The sequence below is a fragment of the Allomuricauda ruestringensis DSM 13258 genome (assembly GCF_000224085.1).
In the GTDB taxonomy this organism is placed as follows: domain Bacteria; phylum Bacteroidota; class Bacteroidia; order Flavobacteriales; family Flavobacteriaceae; genus Flagellimonas; species Flagellimonas ruestringensis.
Genome location: NC_015945.1, coordinates 1,010,821 through 1,032,881, shown reverse-complemented (window position 1 = coordinate 1,032,881; position 22,061 = coordinate 1,010,821). Strand labels below are relative to the sequence as shown.

Sequence of the window (22,061 nt, the reverse complement as noted above, 5' to 3'; positions counted from 1 at the left end):
AACTATTGTAAGGCAATAGCAATCCAAGCAGCTATAGCAGCTCCCAAAATAGGTCCGATTACAGGAATCCAAGCATAGTTCCATCCATTACGCCCCTTGTTTTTTAAAGGCAATAGTGCATGAACAATACGAGGCCCCAAATCCCTGGCAGGATTTATGGCATAGCCTGTGGTGCCGCCTAAGGATAAACCTATGCCCCAAACAATTAAAGCTACGGGTAAGGCTCCCAACGAACCCAGGCCAATAATTACATCATCTGTGGATAGCACCGCATCGGTAAAATAAAGCACGGAGAAAACCAATACAAAAGTGCCCAGTATTTCGGAAAATAGGTTTGTAAATGTATTGGGTATGGCGGGAGCCGTACAAAAAACACCTCGCTTTGTGCCCCCATCCTCGGTGGCATCAAAATGCTCTTTATTAACGAGCCAAACGCAAAAAGCGGCAAACATGGCGCCGATAAACTGAGCTAAAATGTAGCTTGGAACCTCGCTCCAAGGGAATTCGCCCGCCACGGCCAATCCAATACTGACTGCGGGATTGATATGCGCACCACTGTGCGGCCCAGCGACCACAACACCGGTATAAACGGCAAAAGCCCATCCAGTAGAGATTACAATCCAGCCAGAGCCATTACCGTAGGTTTTTTGTAGGGATACGTTGGCATTTACGCCACATCCGAGTACCATCAACAAAAAAGTACCTACAATTTCAGATACAAAAGGAGTCATATAAAGGAATGTTAGTATTTATGGTATTTAAAGATTAAGGGTTTTCCGTCCAGAATTCCAGCGCTTTTATGGCCTTGTACCACCCTTTGATGCCTTCTTCAATGGTGTTACGTTCTTTGGTAGGGTTAAAATGCACATCGGTCTGCCAAATATCTTGGATTTCCTCTGGACTCTCCCAATAACCAACGGCCAAACCAGCCAAATATGCGGCACCCATTACTGTGGTTTCTACAATTTTGGGCCTAACGGTAACGGTATTCAATACATCGGCCTGAAACTGCATGAGCATATCATTCACCGTGGCCCCTCCATCTACACGCAATTCTTTTATGGAAATTCCCGAATCGGCCTCCATGGCCTTAAGAATATCCATGGTTTGGTAAGCAATGGATTCCAGAGCGGCACGTGCAATATGTGCATCGGTACTTCCACGAGTCAGCCCAAAAATAGTTCCTTGGGCCTTTTGGTTCCAATGCGGAGCGCCCAAACCGGCAAAAGCAGGAACAAAAACCACTCCGTCCGAACTATCCACCGAACTGGCTAGTTTTTCCACTTCCGAAGATGTTTTTATAATATTTAAGCTATCACGGAGCCATTGCACCACCGCACCAGCAATAAAAATACTTCCTTCGAGTGCGTAATGGGTTTTTCCGTTGATTTTCCAAGCTACCGTGGTAAGGAGGTTATTTTCGGAAACAATAGGTTTTTCTCCAATATTCATCAGCATAAAGCAACCCGTTCCGTAGGTGTTTTTTACCATGCCCTTTTTGGTGCACATTTGTCCGAACAAAGCGGCTTGCTGATCACCGGCAATCCCTGCAATCGGGATTTTTTTGGCGAATAAATTAGGAGTTGTATGTCCATATACTTCGCTGGATTGTTTTACTTCCGGAAGCATAGTTTTGGGAATGGTCAACAGTTCCAAAAGCTCATCATCCCAATCCATGGTATTAATGTTGAACAGCATGGAGCGTGAAGCATTGGTCACATCTGTAATATGAAGTCCACCATCCGTCATTTTCCAGATAAGCCAAGAGTCAATGGTCCCGAGCACCAAATCACCGGCCTCTGCTTTTTCCCTGGCACCTTCTACATTATCCAATATCCATTTCACCTTAGTGCCCGAGAAATAGGAATCTATGACCAATCCTGTTTTCTCTCGAATTAATTCGGATTTGCCTTCTTTTTTCAACTTATCACAGTAATCTGCGGTGCGTTTGTCTTGCCAAACAATGGCATTATATATGGGTTCTCCCGTTTTTTTGTTCCAGACCACAACGGTTTCCCGCTGATTGGTAATGCCGATAGCGGCCATTTGCTCGGCTTTCAACCCTTTTTTGCTCACGGCTTCTGCGGCCATCCCGGCTTGGGTCGACCAGATTTCGTCGGGGTCGTGTTCTACCCATCCCGGTTTAGGAAATATTTGTGTGAATTCTTTTTGGGCTACGGAAATAATGGTTCCCTTTTTGTCGAAGACCACGGCACGGGAACTAGTGGTACCTTGGTCCAAAGCAAGGATATATTGATTCATTTTGTTAATTTAAGCGCGTTTGAATTTACTAAAATTAATTTGGGTATGGCATCAAAAATCATGGGGAATACATACATAGCACTACTTAGGGGAATCAATGTTAGCGGCCAAAAGAAGATAAAAATGGCGGAGTTGAAGGTTGTTTTGGAAGATACTGGACTTAAAAACGTAAAAACATACATCCAAAGCGGGAACATTGTTTTTGAAAGTGAAGAGCCCGACCGAGAAAAACTTCAGGCGGTTATAACTGATGCAATCCATCAACGTTTTGGGTTTGATGTACCAACCTTGGTGGTTAAAAAGGAAGATGTGAAAGCCATTTTGGAGGCCAATCCTTTCGCAAGTGAAAGTGAAGAAAATAAACTGTACTACGTTTTGCTCAAAAACCCTCCTGAGAAAGCATCGGCAAGACAGTTAAAAGATCTTCATTTTGAAAATGAAGAATACCATATTACCGACACCTGTGTTTACTTACTTTGTAAAAAAGGGTACGGAAAGGCAAAGCTTAACAATAATCTTATCGAAAGAAAGCTAAAAGTTGAAGCTACCACACGCAATCAAAAAACTATGGAAAAACTATTGGAAATGACCTAGGCTAAGCGTTAAGCTCCCAAATTTTGTAGTTTAGGGCAGCGGCATACGCAACCCATAATAAATAGGGAACGAGCAATAAAGCAGCAGGATTGCTAATGACTTTGAACCATTTTATGGTAAGTATAATCATCGTCAGCAAAGCCAAAATAACCACCATTCCGCTTAGAGGGTTTTTCAATCCGAAAAAAACAATGCTCCACAGCGCATTGAGCAACAACTGAAAAACAAAGTGGTACAAGGCAGTCTTTACCCAAATATGGTGGTAGCCTTTGGACCAAACAATTCCCGCAGAAATCCCCATCATAATGTATAGGGCAGTCCAAACAGGAGCAAAAAGCCAGTTTGGAGGTGTAAAGGATGGCTTGTTGAGTGTTAAGTACCAATCGTTGACGGAGCTTTGGGTAGCAATACTAGAGAGAAAGCCTATCAAAAGGCAAACTACTACACAGATGGTTATGTAAACGATTCTTTTTTTCATGGTCGGCGCAACTTCGACTAAAATAAGAATTTATTTCAATCCGATTCCCAGTACGCTTCCCCCTGCTTATATTTGTCCAAAATATCCATTCCAAATGACGGAAAAAGATTTTTTGCCAGGCGCCTATCAAAAATTACCTGATAACGGCAAATTAATTTGGAAAGCCCCCAGCAATATTGCTTTGGTAAAATATTGGGGAAAAAAACCCGTTCAGATTCCCGCAAACCCATCCATCAGCTTTACTTTGGATGCCTGTGCAACCACAACTTCCGTTTTGTTTGAGAAAAAGGACAGCAATGATTCGTATTCCTTTGATTTGTTGTTCGAAGGAAAGCCCAAGGACGATTTTAAACCAAAAATCCAGACTTTTTTGGAGCGGATTGAAATGTACTTGCCTTTTTTGAAGGAGTACCATTTTACAATTGAAACCTCAAATTCTTTTCCACATAGCAGTGGGATTGCGTCATCGGCCAGTGGAATGGCGGCCCTTTCGCTATGTTTAATGGATATTGAAAAAAAGTTGAACCCGACAATGGACGAATCATTGTTCCATGCAAAAGCTTCGTATTTGGCACGGTTGGGTTCGGGAAGTGCCTGCCGCAGCATAAAAGGCAGCTTGGTGCAATGGGGAAAGCATGCAAACATACCTAAAAGCTCCGATTTGTACGGCATTGAATATCCGTTTGAGATCAACCCGGTTTTTAAGAGTTATTGCGATACCATTTTATTGGTGCACAAAGGGCAAAAACAAGTCAGCAGCACGGTGGGGCACCAATTAATGCATGGACATCCGTATGCGGAAAATAGGTTTCAACAGGCATTTTCCAATTTGGACAAACTAAAACTTATTTTGGTGAGTGGTGATTTAGAAGAATTCGTAATGCTTGTAGAAAGTGAGGCATTGACCTTGCATGCCATGATGATGACGAGCATGCCCTATTTTATATTGATGAAACCCGATACCTTGAAAATCATCAACAAAATTTGGGAGTACCGCGAAGCAACCAAAACACCAATATGCTTTACCCTCGATGCAGGTGCCAATGTGCATGTGCTTTACCCGGTATCGGACAAAGAAAAAGTACAGAAATTTATCAAAGATGAATTGGCGGAACATTGCGAAAATGGGCAATATATTCATGATCAAGTAGGGTCGGGAGCCATCAAAATAAACACTTAAAAATGAATAGCTAAGCTGTTTTTTTACGTTATTTGCCAAGATTTTAGACCGTGGGAACAGTTTTTTATAGATGAATTCGATTTGTTTATCGAGTTTTGTCAAAAACTAAACAAAATTTGTTTGTATCTTAGTTGTATTATATGAAAGGTCCATTATTTTATTCCAAAATTTTATTGTTCGGGGAGTACGGCATTATTAGAGACTCCAAAGGACTATCAATACCCTATAATTTTTTTAAAGGGGCATTGAAAAGGGACAAGAACGATTCCGAAATGGCCCTAAAATCTAATAAAAGCTTAATGGCTTTTGCCGAATATTTAAAAAATCTTGAGATTGAAGAGCCTGGTTTGGTTTCTTTTGATATTGAAGTTTTGGAAAAGGATGTGGCCGACGGAATGTACTTTGACAGCTCCATTCCACAAGGCTATGGTATTGGTAGCAGTGGTGCTTTGGTCGCTGCTATTTACGACCGCTATGCCATGAACAAAATCACGGTTTTGGAAAATCTGACCCGTGAAAAATTGCTTCGGTTAAAGAAGATTTTCGGGAAAATGGAATCTTTCTTCCATGGTAAATCTTCAGGATTGGACCCATTGAACAGTTATTTGAGTCTTCCCATATTGATCAATTCCAAGGACAATATCGAATCCACCAGTATTCCTTCACAAAATACCGAAGGAAAAGGAGCAGTATTCTTATTGGACAGCGGAATGACAGGAGAAACCGCACCTATGGTACAATTGTTTATGGAAAACATGAAGCAGGAAGGCTTTCGTAATATGGTGAAAAATCAATTTGTAAAACACACCGATGCCTGCGTAGAAGATTTTTTAAACGGCAATGTAAAATCGTTGTTCGGAAATCTAAAACAATTGTCGCACGTGGTTTTTGACCATTTTAAACCGATGATTCCATCCAAATTCCACCAACTTTGGCAAAAAGGAATCGAAACCAACGATTACTACCTCAAACTTTGTGGTTCTGGTGGCGGCGGATATATTTTGGGCTTTACCCAAGATTTGGAAAAGGCCAAAAAGGCACTCAAAGGCCATAATTTGGAAGTAGTGTACAACTTCTAAAAGCAAGTCCATGCTTAGTAGAAAAAACAAACTCTTGCTTTTTAAGCTGTTGAGTCTGTTTTCCGTGGTCAGAGGTTATAATATCCTTGTGATTACGTTGGCGCAATACTTGGCGTCCATCTATATTTTGGCACCCAATATTCCTCTTCGCAAGGTGGTTTTGGACTTAAATCTGTTCCTGATCGTTACCGCTTCGGCACTTACTATTGCAAGTGGGTATATCATCAATAACTTTTACGATGCCGAAAAGGATTTGATCAACAAGCCCACTAAAAGTATGTTGGACCGTTTAGTGAGCCAGCGTTTTAAATTGACCACCTATTTTATCCTCAATTTTTTGGCTGTTTTTGCCGCCAGTTATATTTCGTTTAAGGCGGTGCTGTTTTTTTCTGCCTATATTTTTGGTATCTGGATTTACTCGCACAAACTAAAGCGTATTCCTTTTATGGGGAATTTAGTGTCCTCTACTTTGGCCATTGCTCCATTTTTTGTGGTTTTTGTGTATTATCAGAACTTTCAAACGGTGATTTTTGTGCACGCCATTTTCTTGTTTTTGTTGATTTTGGCCCGCGAAATGATCAAAGATTTGGAGAATATGGCTGGTGATATGGCCCAGAATTATAAAACCATTCCCATTATTTATGGTCCAAACGTATCAAAAACCATCATTTCCCTGCTCATTGTCCTTACCTTGTTTCCTGCCCTTTTACTTATCAAAACCTTTGATGTGGGGTATATGTACTTATACTTTATGGCCTGTATCGCCCTTTTGATTTTGTTTTTGTTCTTACTGTGGAGGGCCAATGGCAAAAAGCACTACGTTTGGCTGCACAACATCATTAAATTTATAATTGTGGCAGGCGTTTTCAGTATCCTTTTAGTTGATGTGGATGTGGCGCTGAACCGAATTTTGTAATTCTTTGTTCTTTAGGTTTTTTGGAGTTTAAAAAGACTACATTTGCAAAAAATTCGACTGATGGCGAAATCAGACAACAAAGGTAGAAGACCTTCCAAAAACTTCAAGGGCGGGGATAGAAAAAAACCGTTTGACAAAAAATTTTCCTCAAAACCAAAGCAGAGCGCTCCAAGAAAACCATCCAATCCGGATGTAATTCGTTTGAACCGCTACATTGCCAATGCTGGCATTTGTTCCCGAAGGGAAGCGGATACTTTTATTGCTGCCGGGAATGTTACGGTTAATGGAAAGACCATCACCGAAATGGGTTTTAAGGTAAAACGTTCCGATGATGTACGTTTTGATGGAAAGCGACTGAACTTGGAAAAGAAGGAGTACATTTTGCTGAACAAACCCAAGAATTTTATCACCACTACGAGTGATGAAAAGGGACGCCGTACCGTAATGGAGTTGATTTCGAGTGCCTCGAACAATCGTTTGTTACCCGTGGGCCGTTTGGATAGAAATACCACTGGACTTCTACTGTTCACCAACGACGGTGACCTCACCAAAAAATTGACCCATCCCAAACATAACGTGCGTAAAATTTACCATGTGCATTTGGACAATAATCTAAGTTTGGCCGACCTACACAAAATTGAAGCTGGTCTGGAGTTGGAAGATGGCCCAATTACCGTGGATAGTGTAAGTTACATTCAAGGAGCGCCAAAACGTGAAGTAGGGGTGGAGATTCACAGCGGACGTAACCGCATTGTGCGCCGTATTTTTGAGCATTTGGGGTACAATGTTACCAAATTGGACCGTGTTATTTTTGCTGGACTTACCAAAAAGGATTTGCCACGAGGCCATTGGCGACACTTGACCGAGCAGGAGGTAATTAATTTGAAGAATATAAAGTAATATCAAGAGGTACGGGCCAAGAGGCTCGCGCCAGCAAAAGGGTACGAATGTGATACTCGCGCCAATATGGGGGTTTCTATCTATTTAGTCATAATGGAACCTACATTTTGCAATCAATATTTCCTCGTCTCTGTATTGGTATATCAGTCTGTGTTCACTATCAATTCTTCTTGACCAAAACCCGGAGTATTTGTGTTTTAAAGGTTCTGGTTTTCCAATTCCGTCAAAAGGGTTTCGAGCTATGTCCTTTAAAAGGGCATTTATTTTCCTAACCTTTTTTTTGTCCGTTTTTTGCCAATACAAATAATCCTCCCAAGATTCGTCCACAAATACATATTTCATGGTCAATCTTTGATTAGATCCTTATCGAAAGATTCTCCTTTTTTTAGTTTCTCAATAGCGGAATCCAATCTCATTTCATTTTTTCGAGAGGATAGTTCATGGCTTGTGGCCATTAATGAATTGTATTCTTGTAAAGACATGACTACTATCCCGGAATCTTTTCCACGGTTGATGACTAAGGTTTCAAAATCTTTCACTACCCTGTCCAAGTAGGTCTTAATATCTTTTCTGAAGTCCGATACACTCGTAATCTGCATAATACTATACTTTATTGTGTACAAATTTATGTACAAATATTTGATATTGCAAACTTTTCGTGATGTCTTTGGGTATGGCACGAGTGTCACACTCGTGCCAGCAAGGGGGGGCAATTGACGAATGCCCCTTTTGAATTGACGGATTCCAATCACCGATTAAACCAATACGTAAACTTGAGCGTCAACGACCATAAATTACCCTCGAGGGGCGATAGTTGTTCGTTGTTGTTAAAAACGAGGAAGAGGTCAGAGGCAGGGGCGTAGCGCCATTGCAATCTGGAGTTTATACCAAAATTATTACTCTGTTCGTTGTATTGGAACAGGGTATTCCAAAACAGTTTATTGGTAAAGGTAATGTCGGCCTCGGTGCCCACCAACCAAAAATCGGTAGTGTACCAAGGGTCGGGTAAATCTAAATTATTGTAACTAAGTCTAGCGCCCAAACTCACATACGGCTGAAAACGATACCCTAATTCCGCGTTTATATTGGTGCGGTACCCTCCCGAAAAATAGCGGCCCAATCGCGTGGTCATATTGTAGGTAAACAAACTTTTAGGACGTGAATTATATGAAATATAAGCCCCGTTCCAGTGGTGTTGTGTACCCGCCGCCAATTCTTCCTTGCCCGTATTGGTAGGGTCAAATGGAGCCAAAAGTTGTACATATTCATTAAAAACATCAACTCCCAAAGAGCTACGGTCCAAAAAGTTTACTGCGTATCCTAGAATAGATACATAATCCGTAGAGTTCATGCTTGGGTCGAAATAATAAAAACCTGTGTACTGCGGACCATGGCTCACTACTTTATCGCTTGCGGGCAAAAACAGATACCCTACGGAACCTTCCAGCTTGATATAATTGTTTCGCGGTACAAAACCTACTTCGGAGGTAAAATTTTGGGAAATATATTCCTGTTGTACGCGCCAGTTCCAATTTCGGCTGCTGTATTCCAAATGGGCGCCTTGTGCCAAACCGTTATAAGAGGAATCTGGCCCAAAGGATTTGAGCATAAATACCTTTCCATTGTACTTGTTATCGGCAGATGCCAAGTTGTATTCCAACCCTAAATTTCGGTTGAATTTGGTGTATTCGGTTTTTAAGCTGTCGGCCATAGCTTCGTAGTCCAAGGATTCCTTGTTTACGAACATCAAACCAATATTGGAACGCGAAAATACTTTTTGTTGCAACGAAAGCACCGCAAAGTTTTGACTGGGAAGGCCTGTTTCGTCCATTTTCTCGGTTTGCATGTCCATTAAGCCCAAACGGAGGTTTCTATTAAGGTTTCCACTTACCCGGGCACCTGCAATAATGGGGACGCCCAGTCCTATCCTACGTGAAAAGAAAGGACGAATCTCATCGTACCCGAAACTGGCAAAGAGGTCGGCATTTTCAAGGAAAAACTGACGTCTTTCCGGGAAAAAGAGTTCAAATCGGGTCAAATTGGCCACTTGGCGATCCGCTTCAACCTGTGAAAAATCCGGGTTGATGGTGAGGTCTAAATTCAAGGATGAGGTAAGCCCCAATTTTAGATCCCCTCCCACTTTAAATTCATCATCATAAGAAATACCGTCGATGGTCGAATTGCCCACCGTGCCCAAAACGTATGGAATGAGGGAATAATTGAGCCCCTGTTCGGGTGGTGGGTTGTCCCAGACCATGGTGCCCGTATAGGCCAAAGAGGCTGTTGGGAACTGCCTTGGAATAGGTGTCCAACTCGATTTTTCGTTGGTGCTGAGGTCCAATCTAGAAAAATTGACACCCCATTCGGTTACATCTTTTTCGTAGCGAATGGATTTAAAGGGAATGGCCATTTCCACCACCCATTTATCTTCATAACTCTGTACTTCGGACACCCATTTACTGTCCCAGTTGAGGTCTATGCTGCCTCCATTGGACATAGTGCCGTCCCACTGCGCCCCATAGGCATTTGCTCCAAAACTAAAACCCGTGGTCTGATTGTTGAACGGGTCCATGAACAATAGAAAATTATCGTTGCCTCCAAAGGAGAAATCCCTACGGAGCGATTCCACCACGTAGGTATTCCCAGGTGTTTTAAAAAATGTGGCCAAAAGGTAAAGCTGTTTGTCGTCATAGGCCATCTTCACCTCTGAGGGCTGTGTGGCCTTGCGGTCATCCATGGGCAATACCATAAAAAAGTCCTTGGCAGCTTCTGCCTTTTGCCAAGTGGCCTCGTCACCCTTACCATCTATGGTAAAGGTTTCACTGGTTTTGATTAGGTGGATTTTGTAATCGGCATTCTTCTTTTGGGCAAACGAAAGTGTGCAAAAGAGCATGGCAAAAGCCACGAGAACGGGGGTTGAAAAGTGTCGGTTGATCATTGCTTGTTTAGTGAGACAAAAGTAATAATTTACTTTGATTTTAAACAATGATTCAATATAACCCCATCTAAATTCTCAAATAGGTATTTTTTGATTTAAAAAGAGGTTTCTTGTTGCGCAATGGATATAGTTTAAATTGAATGTCCGCAATGTGTCATAATATTACCAACGTCACCCTGAACTTGATTCAGGGTCACATAAAGATGCTCATGTTCAGCAGGATGAGATGTTGAAACAAGTTCAACATGACGCCAAAAACATCATTATGACATTAAACGGACAATCAGTAGTTTAATTATCTATACTGCCGAACTCCACAAAGTCGTACTGGGGTGAAGCTTCTAATAACTGACGTAAAACAGCTGCATGTCCATTGCCAAAAATCACTAAAATCCGTTCTTCTGGACTTTTGGTGATATTGATGAGCTTGGAAAAGATACGCACATTGCGGTTGTACCACCAAATGGAAAGGTGGTCCGCTCCTTGGCCATCACCAGTAGCAATGCTGCCTGTAAGGTAAAGACCAAAATTAAAATTGTGTCCTTCGCGGGTGTTCATGGCTTTTATAAAATCCAACAGATGTACATCTTTCATTTTTTTGTCCCGATAGTCAAAGTACTCCTCGGCGTAGCGCCAAAAAGGGTCCTCCATTTCCCAGTTTACATTCTCCAAAAGTTCTCTGAGGTAAACGGAATCCTTTTCGTAAAGATCATTGCGTAAGGTTGTGGCATCTATTCCATAAACGGAATCCAATCCTAGATCAGCGGCGATGCGCATGCCCAACTGGTAGCGCTCGTCCCTGTTGTTACGATGTTCTCCATTTTTGTACTCCTCGAACTTTTGCATGGTGTTCCAAGAGGGCCCGGCCTCGATGGCAATTTTGGTGGGCTTGAATTTTTTGATGTAGGCCACCAGTTCTTCCAATTCCGACTTTTTGGGCTCTTTTAAAACATCGATTTTGTTTTCATCGGCGGTTTTTACTTCGTCCAACCCCGGAAAATCAAAATGAAAAGTGCCTACAACCAGTACTTTGGTTTTTTGGGCTGGATAAAATTCAGAAGGTGCCTTTAGTTGGGCTTGACCCAAGGAAAAAGTGGCAACTAAAACTAAAAGAAAAGACAATTGGCGCATGGATATGGTTTTCTTTTAAGGATGATAGGGGAGAACGTATTGTTACAGTGTAAATGAAAATATCCTTATCGAAGCGCAAAGTTTTGCTTGGATTTTGGAGAGTTGCACTTATCGTTAAAGGGTATAAATCGTTTTAATGATTTATATCGACAGATGCCAAAACAAGTTTGGCACAGATAAGTAAAATTAGTATTTTTCTAGTTAAAGTTCCGTGTCCAAATAGGGTGTACAGTTCGAATAGACGAACTTTACAACTTCCCCATATCTTCAAGCAAAATCTAACCTTTTGGCTTCAATACAATGGAATCGAAATTGTATTTTTTGTTCAAAGCATATAAATCTTGACAATCTTGATCAATACTGTACAATTTATTTAAATAGTGGATGTAGGTGCCTTTTAGCGATGAATTATTGGCACTGTTTTTTGTTGGATACTTTTCCAAACCTTTTGTCCAAGAATGCAAACTATTATAAAGTTGGAACAAAACGAACTTTAAAAAGTTGTTGTCCTTTGGATTTTCTTCTGCTTTTTTAAGATAAAAATCCAAGCGTCCGGTATACGTTTCATTTTTAATATAACTTCTTTTTAAGGTAACTTTGTTGCTCTTAACACAATACTCATCGATCCAATTTGTATTTCCATCCCCATTGGAAAAGACAAAAAAATGGCAGTCCTCCATAAAAGGGGCTAACTCTACCACACTATAGTATATATTTTCCAGAGCAATGTATATAACATCGGAAACCAATTCAAATACCAAAAATGTATCTTCATCTTCAAAGAAATCGAGATTCCAGTATTTGTTTTCCCGTATATTTTTTTGCTTAAAAAAATAGATGATTTGGATGTGCTCTGGAAGATTGTCAAAAACTGTTTTTGCTTCAACAGTATTTTTGATTTTAATTACCAGTCTGTTGTATAGTGGTTCTCTAAAAGGGTATACCTGATTGAAACATAGTCGATAACGTCCAAAATGTGGACTTCTCTTATTTTTTTCTAAACCAGTATCACTGCCTATATAAGGGTTCATTTGTTAATGTATGGTCAAAAAAATTGGTGAATGCTTGTTCAGCAAAAGAGGAAGTTCGAGAAATTTAATGTTAAGATTAAAGCCCAATTGACGAATGGCCCATTTGAATTGATGGATTTGAGCCAAGATTAAAAAAAGTAAGTTGTAATTTAAGAATTAAGGACTTTCTCCATTTTCTCCTTTATCTGCTCCAAACACAGATTGCCCAAACTACCTTCATGGGTGTGGTCAATATCCCGTTTCGGTTTAAAGTTGCCGTTCTCTATGGCTTTGCCCATGGTTTTATAGGCATCACGGAATGGCATACCACTTTTTACAAGTTCGTTCAAGGTGTCCACACTAAAGAGGTAATCATATTTGGGGTCGTCCAAAATAGCTTTGTTTACCTTGATTTCCTTTAAGCTGAAAGTCATCATCTCCAAACAAGCATGCATATCCTGCAACGCAGGAACAATTACCTCCTTCACCAATTGAAGGTCCCTGTGGTATCCGCTGGGCAAATTGTTCATTATTAAAATGAGTTGGTTGGGCACCGCTTGAATTTTATTGCACTTGCCCCTGATCAATTCAAACACATCTGGGTTTTTCTTGTGCGGCATAATGCTGCTTCCCGTGGTGAGTTCATTGGGGAAGGAGATAAAATCAAAATTCTGGCTCATGTACAGGCAAATGTCCATGGCCATTTTGGATAAGGTAGCAGCTACGCTCGAAATCCCGAAAGCCGTAGCTTTTTCCACTTTACCACGGCCCATTTGGGCGGCCACCACATTATATTTTTGGGTGGCAAATTCCATTTCGGCAGTGGTGAAACTTCTATCAATGGGAAACGAGCTTCCGTAACCTGCAGCACTGCCAAGAGGATTTTGGTCGGCAACTTTATGGGCGGCCTGTATAAAATACAAGTCATCTACTAAACTCTCGGCATAGGCGGAAAACCAAAGCCCAAAAGAGGACGGCATTGCAATCTGAAGATGGGTGTACCCGGGCAGCAAGACATTTTTGTGTTTGTCCGCAAGATTCATCAGCAAGTCAAAAAGAGCCTTTACCTGATTTTTGATTTCGGTAAGCTCATCTTTAAGGTACAATTGCATGGCTACCAAAACTTGATCGTTCCGGGAACGTGCAGAATGGATTTTTTTACCTGTATCACCCAATTTTTCGGTCAACATAAACTCGATTTTGGAGTGCATGTCCTCAAAATCATCCTCGATGGCGAACTTTCCTTTTTGGATGTCTTTGGCAATACCATCCAATGCTTTGGTCAAATCCTTGGCTTCCTCTTCGGAAATCAGGCCGACCTTGCCCAGCATTTTAGCGTGCGCCTTGGAGGCGATCACATCATATTTGGCCAATACCAAATCCAATTCGCGATCATTGCCTACGGTAAAATGGTCTATTTTTTTATCGGTACTGAATCCTTTGTCCCAGAGTTTCATAGTTTTCCTTTTTCATTCCCGCGAAGGCGGGAATCTTATACTTTCGATATCTATTGCCCTTCGACTACGCTCAGGGCCCAATTTTTGTGCTATTGCAAAAATCCCGTAAGGGTTTTGATGTAAATATCTATCCCTTCTTCAACTTCGTTGACGAATATAAATTCGTTGGCCGAATGGGAGCGTGTGCTATCACCAGGGCCTAATTTTACCGATTGACATGTCAGTGCCGCTTGGTCGGACAAGGTAGGGGAACCATAAGTTTTACGCCCTAAAGCCAATCCACTTTTCACCAAATCATGGTCGGGATTTATGCAAGATGAATTCAGCCGTAAAGAACGAGGAGTCATTTTGCACGGTGCTTCTTTCTGAAGAATATCAGCAATTTCTTGATTGCTGTAACAATCGTTCACGCGAACATCGATTACCAAATCTGCATGGCCAGGTACTACGTTGTGCTGGTTCCCGGCATTGATTTGGGTAGTGGTCAATTTTACCTCGCCCAGCGCATCAGAAACTTTATCAAAGGAATAATCTTTGAGCCATTGTAACACCTCAATAGTGTTGTAAATGGCATTGTTGTCGTTGGGATGTGCCGCATGGGATGGTGTTCCTTCCACAACAGCATCAAAAACCACCAGTCCTTTTTCGGCTATGGCCAGATCCATGAGCGTAGGTTCGCCTACGATGGCTACATCTATTTTAGGAAGAATAGGGAGCAATGCTCTAATACTTTTTTCTCCAGCATCCTCTTCTTCGCCCGTGGCAGCCACAATTATGTTATGACTTAGGCCTTCTTTCTCATAAAAATGAACAAAAGTGGCCAATAGCGATACCAAACATCCCCCTGCATCATTACTGCCAAGTCCGTACAATTTACCGTCTTCAATATGGGCATTAAACGGGTCTTTGGTATACGCACTGTTCGGCTTTACCGTGTCGTGGTGTGAATTTAGTAACAAGGTGGGTTTGCTCTCATCAAAATATTTGTTGAAAGCATAAATGTTGTTGTGCTGCCTTTGGGTTTTTACACCAAAACTTTGCAGAAAAGCTTCAATGGCATCCCCTGTTTTATCTTCTTCACCTGAAAAAGAGGGTATGCTGATGAGTTTTTTCAGTAGTTCAATGGCTTTTTCCGTTAATATGTTTTGGGTAATTTTCATAAAGTCAATGTGGTATAATCTGAGTTGTCCGCTTCCAGCATATTGGTGTTTCCTACGCAAACTTTGGCAACATGGTTGCGCAAGGCATAAAAACAGTTGTGCATTTTGGGAAGCATTCCGTCTGCAATGATTCCATAGGCCAAAAGTTCATCATAGCCTTTGGAGTCTATATGCTGAATTACGGAGTTTTCATCTTCAACATCTTGTAGCACACCTTTTTTATCGAAGCAATAGTAAAGTGTTGTTTCAAATTGATCGGACATAGCAATGGCAAGTTCGGCGGCAATGGTGTCGGCATTGGTGTTCAACATTTGTCCTTTTCCATCGTGGGTAAGTGCACAAAAAACGGGGGTAAAACCAGCCTGAAGCAACTTAAAAATACCGTAGGTGTTTACGGTGTCCACATCGCCCACAAAGCCAAAATCTACATTCTTTTTTGGCCTTTTATGGGCCTGAATCGCATTCGCATCGGCACCGCTCATTCCAATGGCATCGGTACCCAATGCCTGTAACTTGGCCACTATTTTTTTGCTTACCAATCCTCCATAGACCATTAGGGCAATGTCCAGGGTTTCGGCATTGGTAATCCTTCTTCCGTTCACCATTTTGGATTCCACACCCAATTGATTTGCCAATTCTGAGGCTTTTTTACCACCTCCGTGAACTAAAATCTTATTTTCGTTCATTTTAGAGAAAAGCTCTAATACGTGCTTAAACCCTTCGGCATCTTCTATAAGGTTTCCGCCTATTTTTACTACGGATAATTTTTGTTTCATTTTATGTATTTATAATCCCTCCATCTATGGTCACTGTTGTTCCCGTAATCCATGAACTATCATCGGATACTAAAAAAAGTACAAGTTTAGTAATATCTTCAGGCGTGCCCAACCTTTTTAACAATGTAGTCTTTTTCGCATTTTCCACAGCAGTTTCTGGTTCTTCAAAAGCCTTGGCGGACTCCCATAATAGGGGAGTATCCACAGGGCCGGGACAAATAGCGTTCACCCTGATTTTTGGGGCGTAATCAACGGCCATTTGCTTCATTAGGGCCACGGATGCAGCTTTTGAAGCGCAATAAGCCGGGTGATTCGGGAAACTCTTAAAGGCTGCAATTGACGCATTGATCAACACATTGCCTTGTGGTTGTTTCTGTAAGTATGGAAGGGCATATTTGCAAAGGTAAAATATAGAGCTCAAATTGGTGTTGATGGTTTTTTGCCAAGTATCAATGGATAACTCTTGAACATTTCCAATACCTAGAATACCCGCGTTCAAGGATAAAATTTCCAACTTGCCATAAGTTTCAATAGCCGTATCGACCAATTTTTTGTTATAGGATGGGTCCGTAATGTCGCCTGCCAGAAATACGACATTGTCCAATTCTTCTTCCAAAGCCTTTCCTCTTTCCTGATTTCTGCCAGAAAGTACCAACCTAGCTCCTTCGGCAGAAAGTCCTTTGGCAATGGATCTCCCCATTCCACTTGTCGCTCCGGTAACGATACAGACCTTATCCTTCAGTTTCATATGTCTTCCAATATTTTCTTTAATACAATTTGAGCTGAGAAAATCCTGTTTTTGGCTTGTTCCACCACCAAAGATTGTTCACTGTCCAAAACAGCATCCTCCACGATCATATTTCTTCGAACGGGAAGACAGTGCATAAACTTTGCATTTCCCAGCTTTTCTTTTGTAATCGTCCAATTAGTGTCTTTGCTCAATACTTTACCATAATCGGAATAACTGCTCCAGTTTTTCACGTAGACGAAATCGGCATCTTTCAACGCTTCATCTTGATTATACTCAATTGTACACCCCTTGGTTATCTCTGGATTTAGTTCATACCCTTCGGGATGTGTGATGACAAAATCAGCGTCCTGTAGCTTCATCATCTGGGTGAACGAATTGGCCACAGCATGCGGCAATGCTTTTGGATGGGGAGCCCAAGAAAGCACCACTTTAGGCCTCTTTTTGGTTTCGTTCTCCTTTAAAGTTATGGCATCTGCCAATGCCTGAAGCGGGTGACCCACCGAACTTTCCATGTTCACTACGGGAATGGATGCATATTTGGCAAATCCGTTAATGACTTCTTCGGCTTCATCTTTTTCTTTGTCGACCAAACCTGCAAAAGCACGGATGGCAACAATATCAGCGTACTGGGAAACCACCTGTGCAGCTTCCTTAATATGTTCTGAAGTGCCTTGGTCCATTATTGTGCCATCCCCGTATTCCAGTGCCCAGCCTTCATTGCCAAAATTCATGATCATTACTTCCATACCAAGGTTCATGGCTGCTTTTTGTGTGCTCAAACGTGTTCTGAGACTATTGTTGAAAAACAGCAAGCAGATCGTTTTTCGTTTGCCCAAACCTTCAAACTGATACGGGTCTTTTTTTAGGTTGATTGCTTCGTCTACCCAATCGGGTAGTGATGCTATATCGTTAACTGTTAGATAATGCTTCATTTTAATGCTTTTTTGAGCGCTTCAAAGAATAGGTCTATATCACTTTTTGTGATGTTCAGGGCCGGTAAGAACCGCAACAAATACTTGTTTTTGGCACTGCCGGTGAACATGTGCTGCTCCACGATCATTTTTTTACGTAGGGCGGCAACTTCAAAATCGAACTCCAGTCCAATCATCAACCCTTTTCCTTTTATATTTTTGATTTCTGGTACCTCTTCAGCTTTTTCCTTGAAATAGGAGCCAAGTTCCGCAGCGTTGGTAATCAGGTTTTCATCTTCTAAAACCTCCAAAACAGCAAGACTTGCGGCACAGGCCAAATGGTTTCCACCAAAGGTGGTGCCCAAAAGGCCATACGATGGTTTAAAAGATTCATGAATTAAAATACCACCTACTGGAAAACCGTTCCCCATGCCCTTGGCTATGGAAATGATGTCGGGTTCTATACCATGATGTTGAAAAGCAAAAAACTTTCCGCTACGGCCATAGCCCGATTGTACTTCATCGGCGATAAGAACCACATTGTTTTCCTTGCATTTCTTGGCAATAAACTGGAAAAATTCTGTGGAAGGCTCATCCAAACCACCCACGCCTTGAATGGCTTCCAAGATAACAGCGCAATAATCATCGCTATTGATGGCCTTTTCAAAAGCATCAAAATCGTTCAATGCCAAGAAAGTAACCTCTTGTTGTTTGTTGATGGGAGCATTGATGCTCGGGTTGTCCGTGGCAGCGACCGCAGCCGAAGTTCTTCCGTGAAAGCTATTGGTAAAGGCAATGACCTTGGACTTTCCTGTGTGGAACGAGGCCAGTTTCAGGGCGTTTTCATTCGCTTCGGCCCCTGAATTGCACATAAACAAATCATAGTTTTCACAGCCAGACAATGTTCCCAACTTTTCTGCCAACGCTGTTTGCAGTGGATTTTGGACGGAATTGCTGTAAAACGCCATCTTGTCCAATTGCTCCTTAATTCGCTTTACATAATGCGGATGGGTGTGGCCAATGGAAATTACGGCATGTCCTCCATAAAAATCCAGATATTTTTCCCCTTTGTCGTCCCAGACCTCAATGCCTTTGGCCTTCACTGGAGTAACATCGTAAAGTGGGTATACGTCGAATAGTTTCATTTTTCTGTTTTTTACACCCCTAAAGTCCCCTCAAGGGGACAATTAAGGATCATCCTTTTCTTATTTGGCTAATTTTTTCAAATGAGGAAACAATTCCTCTGATCAAAGATGAGCTTAATCCTTGGTGTTCCATTTCGTTCAAACCTTCAATGGTGCATCCTTTTGGGGTGGTCACGCGATCAATTTCTTCTTCTGGGTGACTTCCTGACTCAATCAACAAGCTTGCGGCACCGTTACAGGTGTGCATGGCCAGTTCTTGTGCTTCTTTGGCATCAAACCCCAATTGAATGGCCCCTTGTGTTGTGGCACGTATCAAACGCATCCAAAATGCGATTCCACTGGCACAGATAACCGTTGCGGCTTGCATTTGCTCTTCTGGAATTTCCATGGTGTGGCCCATGCGGTTAAAAATGGCCTTGGCCAAATCAACTCGTTTTTTGCCCAATTCGTTGCTACAGATGCACGTCATGGATTTGCCCACCGAAATGGCTGTATTGGGCATACTTCGGATAATGAATTTATCTGCACCGATGATTTCCTCAATTTTTGAAATGCTGAAACCCGTAATGGTACTGATCACCACATGTTTTTCGGTGAGCAGGTCTTTGGTTTCTTCCAAAATCGACACAAATTGACCGGGTTGCACGGCAAAAACAAGGATGTCCGAATTTTTGACAGCTTCTTGGTTGTCGGAAGTGACGGTTACATTTCCATATTTTTCAAAATCCTGAACGGATTTGGTGTTCCGTTTGGTGAGGTACATGGTGGTGGCCCCATTGCTGTGCAAAATGCCTTTGGCAATGGCCAGTCCTAAATTCCCTGCCCCTATGATGGCTATTTTCATATTTATCTTCTTTATCATTCCCGTGAAAGCGGGAATCTAATTTTATTTTACATATTTTAGATAGACCCTTTGATTCTTTAAGATTATACTGAACTCGTTTCAGCATCACATTATAGAGACACGGGCATAATTTTGTGTGACCCTGAAATAAATTCAGGGTGACGCTCCGCTTATTATTGTTTTCTAACCCCTTATCTTAAAATACTCCTGCTTTTAACAACAAACCTTCGGTTTCTGGGAAGCCGAACATTAAATTCATGTTTTGCACTGCTTGTCCGGATGCGCCTTTTATTAAATTATCTATGGCCGATGTAATCAAAAGCAGATTATCATGCTTGTGCAAATGGATATGGCACTGGTTGGTGTTCACCACCTGTTTTAAATGCAAGGCTTCGTCCGATATGTGGGTAAAAGCAGCATCTTTATAAAAATCGTTGTACAACTGCAGAGCTTCTTCCAAAGTGCCACTATACTTGGTGTAGGCCGTTGCCAAAATTCCTCTGGTAAAGTTCCCTCGGTTGGGGAGAAAAAATAATTTTCCCACCGAATTGCCAAAGGAAGCGAAGCTCTCACCGATTTCTCCCAAATGTTGATGGGTGAAAGGTTTGTACCAAGAAACGTTGTTGTTCCTCCAGCTAAAATGCGAGGTGGCAGATAGGCCAACTCCTGCTCCGGTACTTCCCGTAACAGCGTTTACGTGGACATCATCACTCAGTAAACCTGATTTTGCCAAAGGCAACAGTGCCAATTGAATCGCAGTGGCAAAACAACCGGGATTGGCAATGGCCTCTGCGGATTGTATGGCAGACTTGTTCAATTCGGGTAGTCCGTAAATAAATCGTTGACCATTAAAAATAGAATCAGCTTGTAATCTGAAATCATTACTGAGGTCGATGATCTTTGTTGATGCTGAAAATTGGTTCTCGTTTAAAAATGAGGTTGAATTGCCGTGTCCCAAACAAAGAAAAACCACATCAACGGCTGGATTTACCTCACCTGAAAACTTCAATTCCGTCTGTCCCAACAAATCTTGATGGGCGGAAGTGATGGGCTTTCCTGCTCGCGTGGTGCTGAACACAAAATCGATTTCTGTCTGGGGATGATTGAGCAAAAGCCTGATCAGTTCCCCACCTGTGTAGCCCGAACCTCCTATGATTCCTGTTTTAATATATTTTTTTCTCATATCAATGGAGAATTATTTATCGTCATGCTGAATTTATTTCAGCATCTCACTCTAGTGAGACCCTGAATCAAGTTCAGGGTGACGGCTCCTAAATTTTATTGTTTACGTGGTTTGCAATTTTCCCTGAGTTGGACAAAATTTTGATGAAACCTTTGGCTTCATCGGCAGTCCAACCTTTGTTCATTTCCCCATAGCTTCCAAAGGAAGCGTTCATCAAATCGTGTTTGGAAGTGATTCCGTTCAATTCAAATCGGTACGGATGCAAGGTCACGAATACATCACCTGAAACGTGCTTTTGGGTATCGGTCAAAAAGGCCTCGATGTTTCGCATCACTTCATCCAAATAGTTTCCTTCGTGCAACAGCATGCCATAAAAATTGCCCATTTGCTCTTTTTGGTATTGTTGCCATTTGCTCAAGGTGTGTTTTTCCAACAAATGGTGCGCTTTTATGATGATCAATGGTGCGGCAGCTTCAAAACCGACCCTACCTTTGATTCCGATAATGGTGTCACCCACATGGATATCCCTACCAATGGCATATTTGGATGCGATGGCGGACAATTTTTCTATGTTGGCCACAGGCGTGTCTTCTTCACCGTCCAAAGCAACCAATTCGCCATTTTTAAAGGTAAGTTTTAATTCCTTTGGCAGTTCTTTCTCCAATTGGCTTGGATAGGCACTTTCGGGCAAGGATAAATGCGAAGTCAAGGTTTCATCACCTCCAACGGATGTTCCCCATAATCCTCTGTTGACCGAATACTTGGCTTTTTCCCAAGAGTAATCGATGCCGTTCTGTTGCAGGTACTCAATTTCTTCTTCCCTGGCCAACTTTTTGTCCCTGATTGGGGTGATAATGTTGATTTCTGGAGCCAAGATTTGAAATATCATATCAAATCGTACTTGATCGTTTCCGGCCCCTGTACTTCCGTGGGCGATGTATTTGGCCCCAATTTTCTTGGCGTGGTTTACTATTTCGATGGCCTGAACAATCCTTTCGGCACTCACGGAAAGTGGGTAGGTGTTATTTCTAAGCACATTTCCATAGATGAGGTATTTCACCACTTTATCATAGAAAGTGGAAACGGCATCGATGGATGTGTATGAGGTGGCACCCAAAGCAAGGGCTTTTTCCTCAATCTCCTTGATTTCAGCTTTGCTGAAGCCTCCCGTGTTCACGCTTACGGCATGTACTTCAAACCCCTCTTCCTGAGAAAGGTATTTTGCACAATATGAGGTATCCAATCCGCCACTATAGGCTATAACTAATTTTTCCATTTTTCTTTTAGTTTGTCATTCCTGCACTTCGCTTTGCTCAGCATAAACTCCAGCAGGAATCCATTTTATG

At 41.8% G+C, this 22,061-nt stretch carries 22 protein-coding genes; 5 read left to right on the top strand and 17 right to left on the bottom strand.

The features are described from left to right. Positions 1-2 precede the first annotated feature (2 nt). Positions 3-731 (bottom strand): MIP/aquaporin family protein, encoded by a 729-nt coding sequence (locus tag MURRU_RS04695; RefSeq protein ID WP_014032276.1) that lies wholly within the window; start codon positions 729-731, stop codon positions 3-5. Between the two features lie 34 nt (positions 732-765). Continuing rightward, positions 766-2,262, bottom strand: coding sequence for a glycerol kinase GlpK (glpK, locus tag MURRU_RS04690; RefSeq protein ID WP_014032275.1), 1,497 nt, complete (start codon positions 2,260-2,262; stop codon positions 766-768). Positions 2,263-2,307: 45 nt separating this feature from the next. On the opposite strand from glpK, the gene MURRU_RS04685 reads away from it, so the two are divergent. Beyond that, positions 2,308-2,856: a DUF1697 domain-containing protein gene (locus MURRU_RS04685; RefSeq protein WP_014032274.1), complete on the top strand. Its 549-nt coding sequence runs from the start codon at positions 2,308-2,310 to the stop codon at positions 2,854-2,856. 1 nt (position 2,857) lies between these two features. Here the strand turns inward: MURRU_RS04685 and MURRU_RS04680 are convergent, their stop codons facing one another. Then, positions 2,858-3,334, bottom strand: coding sequence for a TspO/MBR family protein (locus MURRU_RS04680; protein WP_014032273.1), 477 nt, complete (start codon positions 3,332-3,334; stop codon positions 2,858-2,860). A 94-nt stretch (positions 3,335-3,428) separates the two neighbouring features. Between MURRU_RS04680 and mvaD the strand changes: the two genes are divergently transcribed. The 4 genes from mvaD (at position 3,429) to MURRU_RS04660 (ending at position 7,409) form a co-directional block, all read left to right on the top strand. Continuing rightward, the gene (gene mvaD / locus MURRU_RS04675; RefSeq protein WP_014032272.1) at positions 3,429-4,514 is read left to right on the top strand and encodes a diphosphomevalonate decarboxylase; all 1,086 of its coding nucleotides are present in this window, start codon (positions 3,429-3,431) and stop codon (positions 4,512-4,514) included. A 140-nt stretch (positions 4,515-4,654) separates the two neighbouring features. Next, positions 4,655-5,593 (top strand): mevalonate kinase family protein, encoded by a 939-nt coding sequence (locus MURRU_RS04670; protein ID WP_014032271.1) that lies wholly within the window; start codon positions 4,655-4,657, stop codon positions 5,591-5,593. A gap of 10 nt (positions 5,594-5,603) precedes the next feature. Further along, on the top strand, positions 5,604-6,509 hold the full coding sequence (locus MURRU_RS04665) for a geranylgeranylglycerol-phosphate geranylgeranyltransferase (protein WP_014032270.1): 906 nt from the start codon (positions 5,604-5,606) through the stop codon (positions 6,507-6,509). A 60-nt stretch (positions 6,510-6,569) separates the two neighbouring features. Further along, complete coding sequence (locus MURRU_RS04660; RefSeq protein WP_041801313.1) at positions 6,570-7,409, top strand: pseudouridine synthase; 840 nt, start codon at positions 6,570-6,572, stop codon at positions 7,407-7,409. A gap of 84 nt (positions 7,410-7,493) precedes the next feature. Here the strand turns inward: MURRU_RS04660 and MURRU_RS04655 are convergent, their stop codons facing one another. The 14 genes from MURRU_RS04655 to argG form a co-directional block, all read right to left on the bottom strand. Beyond that, entirely contained in the window at positions 7,494-7,751 is a 258-nt protein-coding gene (locus tag MURRU_RS04655; protein WP_014032268.1) for a Txe/YoeB family addiction module toxin, read from the bottom strand. A gap of 2 nt (positions 7,752-7,753) precedes the next feature. Further along, on the bottom strand, positions 7,754-8,008 hold the full coding sequence (locus MURRU_RS04650) for a type II toxin-antitoxin system Phd/YefM family antitoxin (protein ID WP_014032267.1): 255 nt from the start codon (positions 8,006-8,008) through the stop codon (positions 7,754-7,756). Between the two features lie 149 nt (positions 8,009-8,157). Further along, on the bottom strand, positions 8,158-10,347 hold the full coding sequence (locus MURRU_RS04645; protein ID WP_014032266.1) for a DUF5916 domain-containing protein: 2,190 nt from the start codon (positions 10,345-10,347) through the stop codon (positions 8,158-8,160). A 291-nt stretch (positions 10,348-10,638) separates the two neighbouring features. Next, on the bottom strand, positions 10,639-11,478 hold the full coding sequence (locus MURRU_RS04640) for a DUF5694 domain-containing protein (protein ID WP_014032265.1): 840 nt from the start codon (positions 11,476-11,478) through the stop codon (positions 10,639-10,641). 278 nt (positions 11,479-11,756) lie between these two features. Continuing rightward, entirely contained in the window at positions 11,757-12,509 is a 753-nt protein-coding gene (locus MURRU_RS04635) for a hypothetical protein (RefSeq protein WP_014032264.1), read from the bottom strand. Positions 12,510-12,658: 149 nt separating this feature from the next. Then, entirely contained in the window at positions 12,659-13,945 is a 1,287-nt protein-coding gene (gene argH, locus MURRU_RS04630) for an argininosuccinate lyase (protein ID WP_014032263.1), read from the bottom strand. A gap of 89 nt (positions 13,946-14,034) precedes the next feature. Further along, entirely contained in the window at positions 14,035-15,105 is a 1,071-nt protein-coding gene (locus MURRU_RS04625) for a M20 family metallo-hydrolase (RefSeq protein ID WP_014032262.1), read from the bottom strand. Further along, on the bottom strand, positions 15,102-15,881 hold the full coding sequence (gene argB, locus MURRU_RS04620; protein WP_014032261.1) for an acetylglutamate kinase: 780 nt from the start codon (positions 15,879-15,881) through the stop codon (positions 15,102-15,104). Before argB ends, MURRU_RS04625 begins: the two co-directional genes overlap by 4 nt. Position 15,882: 1 nt before the next feature. After that, a complete protein-coding gene (locus tag MURRU_RS04615; protein ID WP_014032260.1) occupies positions 15,883-16,629 on the bottom strand; it encodes an SDR family NAD(P)-dependent oxidoreductase in 747 nt (248 codons plus the stop codon). After that, positions 16,626-17,564: a Rossmann-fold NAD(P)-binding domain-containing protein gene (locus MURRU_RS04610; protein ID WP_014032259.1), complete on the bottom strand. Its 939-nt coding sequence runs from the start codon at positions 17,562-17,564 to the stop codon at positions 16,626-16,628. The genes MURRU_RS04615 and MURRU_RS04610 overlap by 4 nt, the downstream gene beginning before the upstream one ends. Next, on the bottom strand, positions 17,561-18,688 hold the full coding sequence (locus tag MURRU_RS04605) for an aspartate aminotransferase family protein (RefSeq protein WP_014032258.1): 1,128 nt from the start codon (positions 18,686-18,688) through the stop codon (positions 17,561-17,563). The genes MURRU_RS04610 and MURRU_RS04605 overlap by 4 nt, the downstream gene beginning before the upstream one ends. Before the next feature lie 49 nt (positions 18,689-18,737). Further along, the gene (gene proC / locus MURRU_RS04600) at positions 18,738-19,532 is read right to left on the bottom strand and encodes a pyrroline-5-carboxylate reductase (RefSeq protein WP_014032257.1); all 795 of its coding nucleotides are present in this window, start codon (positions 19,530-19,532) and stop codon (positions 18,738-18,740) included. Between the two features lie 196 nt (positions 19,533-19,728). Further along, entirely contained in the window at positions 19,729-20,715 is a 987-nt protein-coding gene (gene argC / locus MURRU_RS04595) for an N-acetyl-gamma-glutamyl-phosphate reductase (RefSeq protein ID WP_014032256.1), read from the bottom strand. Between the two features lie 88 nt (positions 20,716-20,803). Next, positions 20,804-21,991 carry an argininosuccinate synthase gene (gene argG, locus MURRU_RS04590; protein WP_014032255.1) on the bottom strand — a complete coding sequence of 396 codons (1,188 nt, stop codon included), beginning with the start codon at positions 21,989-21,991 and terminating at the stop codon, positions 20,804-20,806. Between the last annotated feature and the right edge of the window lie 70 nt (positions 21,992-22,061).

Bases quoted from the DNA above. Each gene is read 5' to 3' on its own strand.
- MURRU_RS04680 (WP_014032273.1), bottom strand. From the start codon at position 3,334: ATGAAAAAAAGAATCGTTTACATAACCATCTGTGTAGTAGTTTGCCTT.
- MURRU_RS04615 (WP_014032260.1), bottom strand. From the start codon at position 16,629: ATGAAACTGAAGGATAAGGTCTGTATCGTTACCGGAGCGACAAGTGGA.
- MURRU_RS04655 (WP_014032268.1), bottom strand. From the start codon at position 7,751: ATGAAATATGTATTTGTGGACGAATCTTGGGAGGATTATTTGTATTGG.
- mvaD (WP_014032272.1), top strand. From the start codon at position 3,429: ATGACGGAAAAAGATTTTTTGCCAGGCGCCTATCAAAAATTACCTGAT.
- MURRU_RS04695 (WP_014032276.1), bottom strand. From the start codon at position 731: ATGACTCCTTTTGTATCTGAAATTGTAGGTACTTTTTTGTTGATGGTA.
- argB (WP_014032261.1), bottom strand. From the start codon at position 15,881: ATGAAACAAAAATTATCCGTAGTAAAAATAGGCGGAAACCTTATAGAA.
- MURRU_RS04640 (WP_014032265.1), bottom strand. From the start codon at position 11,478: ATGCGCCAATTGTCTTTTCTTTTAGTTTTAGTTGCCACTTTTTCCTTG.
- argG (WP_014032255.1), bottom strand. From the start codon at position 21,991: ATGGAAAAATTAGTTATAGCCTATAGTGGCGGATTGGATACCTCATAT.
- MURRU_RS04665 (WP_014032270.1), top strand. From the start codon at position 5,604: ATGCTTAGTAGAAAAAACAAACTCTTGCTTTTTAAGCTGTTGAGTCTG.
- MURRU_RS04635 (WP_014032264.1), bottom strand. From the start codon at position 12,509: ATGAACCCTTATATAGGCAGTGATACTGGTTTAGAAAAAAATAAGAGA.
- argC (WP_014032256.1), bottom strand. From the start codon at position 20,715: ATGAGAAAAAAATATATTAAAACAGGAATCATAGGAGGTTCGGGCTAC.
- MURRU_RS04650 (WP_014032267.1), bottom strand. From the start codon at position 8,008: ATGCAGATTACGAGTGTATCGGACTTCAGAAAAGATATTAAGACCTAC.
- MURRU_RS04645 (WP_014032266.1), bottom strand. From the start codon at position 10,347: ATGATCAACCGACACTTTTCAACCCCCGTTCTCGTGGCTTTTGCCATG.
- MURRU_RS04625 (WP_014032262.1), bottom strand. From the start codon at position 15,105: ATGAAAATTACCCAAAACATATTAACGGAAAAAGCCATTGAACTACTG.
- glpK (WP_014032275.1), bottom strand. From the start codon at position 2,262: ATGAATCAATATATCCTTGCTTTGGACCAAGGTACCACTAGTTCCCGT.
- MURRU_RS04670 (WP_014032271.1), top strand. From the start codon at position 4,655: ATGAAAGGTCCATTATTTTATTCCAAAATTTTATTGTTCGGGGAGTAC.
- MURRU_RS04605 (WP_014032258.1), bottom strand. From the start codon at position 18,688: ATGAAACTATTCGACGTATACCCACTTTACGATGTTACTCCAGTGAAG.
- MURRU_RS04610 (WP_014032259.1), bottom strand. From the start codon at position 17,564: ATGAAGCATTATCTAACAGTTAACGATATAGCATCACTACCCGATTGG.
- MURRU_RS04685 (WP_014032274.1), top strand. From the start codon at position 2,308: ATGGCATCAAAAATCATGGGGAATACATACATAGCACTACTTAGGGGA.
- proC (WP_014032257.1), bottom strand. From the start codon at position 19,532: ATGAAAATAGCCATCATAGGGGCAGGGAATTTAGGACTGGCCATTGCC.
- argH (WP_014032263.1), bottom strand. From the start codon at position 13,945: ATGAAACTCTGGGACAAAGGATTCAGTACCGATAAAAAAATAGACCAT.
- MURRU_RS04660 (WP_041801313.1), top strand. From the start codon at position 6,570: ATGGCGAAATCAGACAACAAAGGTAGAAGACCTTCCAAAAACTTCAAG.